Raw genomic sequence first — 1,874 nt, 5'->3', positions numbered from 1 at the left:
CTCCTCGGTGGCGGGTGTGTTCGGTTCGCCGGGGCAGGCGAACTACGCGGCGGCCAATGTGTTCCTGGACGCGTTGGCGGTGCGTCGGCGTGCCGAGGGTCTTCCCGCCCAGTCGCTGTCGTGGGGTCTGTGGGAGGAGACCAGCGAACTCACCGCCGCCCTCGGCGAGACCGGGCTGCGGCGGATGAACGCCGGAGGCGTCCTGCCGCTCAGTACGGAGGAAGGGCTCGCCCTCTTCGACCGCGTGCTCGCCGGCGGCCTGCCGCACACCGTGCCGGTCCAGTTGGACCGCGCCCGACTGCGCCGCGGCGAGGACACGCCCGCACTGCTGCGCGGCCTGGCGCGTTCCGCGCCCCTCCGCTCCTCGGCACCGGACGCCCAGGAGCTGCGAGGCCGCCTCTCCGCGCTGCCCGCGGCCGAGCGGCAGGAAGCCCTCCTCGAGACGGTGCGCGGTGAGATCGCCGCAGTCCTCAAGTACGGACCGGACGACCGGGTCTCGGCCACCCGGCCGTTCACGGAACTCGGCTTCGACTCGCTGACCGCCGTCGAACTCCGCAACCGCCTGGCGCGGATGACCGGTACGGGGCTGCCCACCACGCTGGTCTTCGACTACCCCACACCCGAAGCCCTGACCGGCCGTCTGCTCGAGATCCTGCTGCCCCGCACGGAGCCGGAGGAGTGGGGAAGGGAGACCGTCGACCGTCTCGAGGCCATGCTCGACGACGAGCCCGACGCGGCCGAGGTCAACAAGCTGACGGCCCGTCTGGAGACCTTGCTGCTGCGCTGGCGGGAACGCGCCAGGACGCTGGCCGGCACCTCGCCGGGCGGCGGCCGGGCCGAGGAAGCGGGGGCCGGTGAGCTGAGCGAGGCCAGCGAGGAAGAACTGCTGCGGTACATCGACGACGAGATGGGGCTGAGCTGACGCACACACGGCTGCGCACACGGCCCACACGCATGTTCTGCACAACGAGGGGTTTCGGACATGGCTGAGAAAGAGCAGATCGTCGAGTACCTGAAACGGGTCACGGCGGACCTGAAACGCACCAGGGACCGTGTCCGAGACCTGGAGGAGACCGAGCGCGAGCCCATCGCGATCGTCGGCATGGGCTGCCGGTTCCCGGGCGGGGCCGACACCCCCGAGGAGTTCTGGAACCTGCTGCACGACGGTGTCGACGCCATGAGCGACTTCCCCGACGACCGCGGCTGGCGGCAGTTCGAGGGCGGGGCCCGTCCACAGGGCGGCTTTCTCGACACGGCCACCCGATTCGACGCCTCCTTCTTCGGCATATCCCCGCGCGAAGCCCTGGAGATGGACCCGCAGCAGCGGCTGCTCCTGGAGACGTCCTGGGAGACCCTGGAACGCGAGGGCATCGACGTCACCGGCCTGCACGGCAGCGAGACCGGCGTGTTCGTCGGCGTCAACGGCGCGGACTACCCCGGCATGCTCAACCAGGTGCGACACGAGTCTCTCGGTCACCTCCTGACCGGCAACGCCTCCAGCGTCGTCTCCGGCCGGATCGCCTACACCTTCGGCTTCGAGGGCCCTGCCGTGACGGTCGACACCGCCTGCTCGGCCTCCCTCGTGGCGCTGCACCTCGCGGCCCGCGCGCTGCGCTCCGGAGACTGCTCGCTGGCCCTGGTCGGCGGCGTCACCGTGATGTCGACCCCCGGCGTGTTCGCGGAGTTCGGCAAGCAGGGTGGCCTTGCCGCCGACGGCCGGTGCAAGGCGTTCGCCGAGGGCGCCGACGGCACCGCCTGGGGCGAGGGTGTGGGCGTGGTCCTGGTCGAGCGGCTCTCGGACGCGCGCCGCAACGGTCACCGCGTCCTCGCCGTCATCAGGGGTTCGGCGGTCAACCAGGACGGTGCGTCCAACG

General features: G+C 71.5%; 2 protein-coding genes. Both read left to right on the top strand.

Annotation, left to right across the window (positions count from 1 at the left end; genetic code table 11):
* On the top strand, positions 1–922 hold a 922-nt coding region (locus IG88_RS0137620; RefSeq protein WP_158854241.1), incomplete at its 5' end, for a beta-ketoacyl reductase.
* A 60-nt stretch (positions 923–982) separates the two neighbouring features.
* Positions 983–1,874: beta-ketoacyl synthase N-terminal-like domain-containing protein (locus IG88_RS0137615; RefSeq protein ID WP_031051326.1), on the top strand; the 892-nt coding region annotated here is incomplete at its 3' end.

This window comes from Streptomyces sp. NRRL F-5650 (assembly GCF_000721365.1).
In the GTDB taxonomy this organism is placed as follows: domain Bacteria; phylum Actinomycetota; class Actinomycetes; order Streptomycetales; family Streptomycetaceae; genus Streptomyces; species Streptomyces ardesiacus.
The sequence above is the reverse complement of the archived record's forward strand: the minus strand, read 5'-3'. Positions and strand labels throughout refer to the sequence as shown.